This window comes from Pseudoalteromonas sp. S3785 (assembly GCF_005887365.1).
GTDB lineage: Bacteria > Pseudomonadota > Gammaproteobacteria > Enterobacterales > Alteromonadaceae > Pseudoalteromonas.
Window position 1 is genome coordinate 1 of sequence record NZ_PNCT01000132.1, and the last position, 2,946, is coordinate 2,946.

Genomic DNA, 2,946 nt, shown 5'->3' on the forward strand with positions numbered 1-2,946 from the left:
TTTAGCTTTTAGCTTTTAGCTGTCAAAATTGTAAAGCGAGTAGATTTATATTTACTCGCTTTTTTGTTTTTAGTTAAAAAATACTTAGGCATTAAAATTACTTTTTCGATAACGTTTTAACTCAGTAGTTATTGGTATCTTAGGTTTTTTAAGGGCTGCTTTGAGCGATTTGCGGTCATTCAGGTGAGTCGTCATTAACTTAGTAAGAATAAGAGGACACTTTCCTCTTTTTTACATGTTTATATAAATAACAGAAAGCATAATATTTATAACTGGCAATGACTTAAACTGTTTGCTATTAATGTAGGTAAACAAAATAAGGACATTTTAGCGCTAAAATAGGGAAAGTGTTCTCTGATAAAGCTGTTATATTTTTAATGAGAAACCTAATGTTATCAAAAATAAAAACTATTGAAACTCTGTTTTCAAAAGGCATTATAAAAGTTGATCTCGAATACCTGAAAGTGAATAGATTTAGACAATTTGAAGATAATACGTGTATTAATTTCAACCATCCTCTAACAGTTCTGGTCGGAAAAAATGGATCAGGAAAATCAACATTTTTAAAACTTATTAAATCCATTTCAAAAGGTCGAAATCCTAATTATTATTTTTTCGAAACAGAGTGGGATAAATTTAATGATAAAGGAATATCTGAATTTCAATATAAAATTGAAGGAAAGGAATTCAAAGAATCAAAGACTCATCACTTCGGTTGGGTATTCTCTCCGATCCAAAAGGATTTACATAGTAATAAGGTAATTAAAGCTTACGTAGAGCAACCAGAAATAAAAACATATGGAAAAATCGTAGATATTGAATTTAAAAGTTTAATTGGTTCATTTGAAAAAAATATATTCTTTGATAATCAGACAACTAAAACAGATCTTAAGAGTAAAGCAGATTACGCCAAAAGAGTTACAAAAAAGGTTCAACAATCAATTGAAACAAAAACTAACTCAGGAAAAAAAGCGACTATTTTATCTATAAGTATGAAAAACATTAGTATAGTAAATAAAATTTTAGACAAAAAGTATGATGAAATAAAAATAATTAAACATAGATTCTTCAATGGAACATGGGGCACTAGCATTATTTTTAGATCTGGAGAACAATATTCTGAAGCTAACTCTGGCAGTGGCGAATTTATAGTTGCCCATGTAGTGGAACGGTTGTCATCTATACCTAATAATTCGCTATTGTTATTAGATGAGCCTGAATTGTCTTTGCATCCAGGAGCTCAAAAAAGATTGCTTGAGTATTTTCTAGACTTAATAAAAAAAAAAAATTCAAATAATACTATCTACACACTCTCCCTCTTTTGTTGAACTTGTTCCTAATGACTGTGTGAAAAATTTTGTTGTTAATGGCAATAATAAAGTCGTTGTTGAGCAAGGCGTAAACTATTTGAATGCCTTTAATAATTTAGAGATCTCCTATGACTCTCCGATTATTATTGTTGAAGATTCATTAGCTAAAAAAATATTTGAAAAAATCATTGAAAATGAGCGGTTATCTGGACAGTTTAATGTATGTTATTTTTCAGGTGGAGCCTCAAGTATAAAAACCACATTAATTACAACGGCTTCTAAAATTGATGACGATAATAGGTTCTTTATACTCGATGGAGATATGTATAAATGTGATGTCACTGACCTGTCAGAAGTTGCTGAAATAACAAAAACAACTCAATACCTAGAAAAAGAGATCAATAGAATTACAGGTATTAAAATTAAAAATTTCACTTTTAACGTAGATGGTGGTGTGAATGGGTCAAATGAAAATCAAAAAGTAGATCTATATACTAAATATATAAATTTTTATAAATTTTTATAAAGACAAGGTACTTTTTATTCCTAAAAGCATTCCAGAAGATATTATATATAATCGCGATTATTTGACGAAAATATTTCCGTCGGTAGACTTGGAGTTAGTCGATAGTATTAGTAACTCAAAGGATAAATTTAAAAATATTTCTGAGCAGTTGAATATACCAGTAGAAACTCTATATGATGTGTTTATAACTGACTTTATTGTCAATTGTGGAACTAATGATTCATATAGAGTAATGCATGAACACCTAAAAAAAATCCTAGCTTTAAGTAAAAATATTCAATGAGCGATGTTGATTTATAATGAAAAAACATAAGCCAGAAGGGGCAAATCTTGAATTCAGACATTATTCTCCTGACCGTCTGCAATTGGCACTTTTACGAAGTTTTGCTTGGAGCATTAAGCAGGCAAACAACAGTTTAGAGTGCTACTGAAAATACAAGGCAAGTAATAATTAATTTTGGTACAATGTGAGCAGTAAAGAACGGATGTTTTAAGTTATAAAGGAGTTAATATGGGGTTAGGTGGAATTAGTCTATGGCAAATATTTATTTTGCTATTTGTTTTCTTTGTGGGGGCTTTGCCTTGGATTTTAGCTTTAGTATCTAAAAAAGCAGAAGGCACAAACAAAGTCGTTTGGTTCTTAATGTCATTCTTTATTTCTTGGTTAGGATACCTCGTTTATTACTTTTTAGTTATTAAGAAACTGCCTGAAAATAACTAATACAAGAGACTAAGGCTACTACAGTCCGCTTATGGCACTCTCCTGCCACTAGGCAGCATAAAATATTGATAATAATTGGTAAGGTATTTTACTGTGTCGGATGGCGCTTCGCTTATCCGACCTACGCAGGCACAAAAGAGTTACTAATATTGCATTAGGTTTTTGATTTAATTGGTAGCCCCTGCAGGAATCGAACCTGCAACTGCCCCTTAGGAGGGGGCCGTTATATCCATTTAACTAAGAGGCCGCACCGAGCTTACAGCTTACAGCTTACAGCTTACAGCTTACAGCTTACAGCTTACAGCTTACAGCTTACAGCTTACAGCTTACAGCTTAAAAAAAATAAATCTTAATAAAGTATATCATATCTACAGATAAATAACAAAATT

The 2,946-nt window shown here is 31.1% G+C and carries 3 protein-coding genes and 1 tRNA gene; 3 read left to right on the forward strand and 1 reads right to left on the reverse strand.

Annotated features, from left to right (window positions below; all coding sequences use genetic code 11):
- Positions 1-389: 389 nt before the first annotated feature.
- The 3 genes from CWC17_RS18815 (at position 390) to CWC17_RS18825 (ending at position 2,557) form a co-directional block, all read left to right on the forward strand.
- Positions 390-1,328, forward strand: coding sequence for an ATP-dependent nuclease (locus tag CWC17_RS18815; RefSeq protein ID WP_171042116.1), 939 nt, complete (start codon positions 390-392; stop codon positions 1,326-1,328).
- A 19-nt stretch (positions 1,329-1,347) separates the two neighbouring features.
- On the forward strand, positions 1,348-1,836 hold the full coding sequence (locus CWC17_RS18820; protein WP_138614629.1) for a hypothetical protein: 489 nt from the start codon (positions 1,348-1,350) through the stop codon (positions 1,834-1,836).
- A gap of 511 nt (positions 1,837-2,347) precedes the next feature.
- Positions 2,348-2,557: a hypothetical protein gene (locus tag CWC17_RS18825; RefSeq protein ID WP_083497523.1), complete on the forward strand. Its 210-nt coding sequence runs from the start codon at positions 2,348-2,350 to the stop codon at positions 2,555-2,557.
- A gap of 172 nt (positions 2,558-2,729) precedes the next feature.
- On the opposite strand, the gene CWC17_RS18830 is transcribed toward CWC17_RS18825, so the two are convergent.
- Positions 2,730-2,804, reverse strand: a tRNA-Arg gene (locus tag CWC17_RS18830).
- Positions 2,805-2,946: the final 142 nt, after the last annotated feature.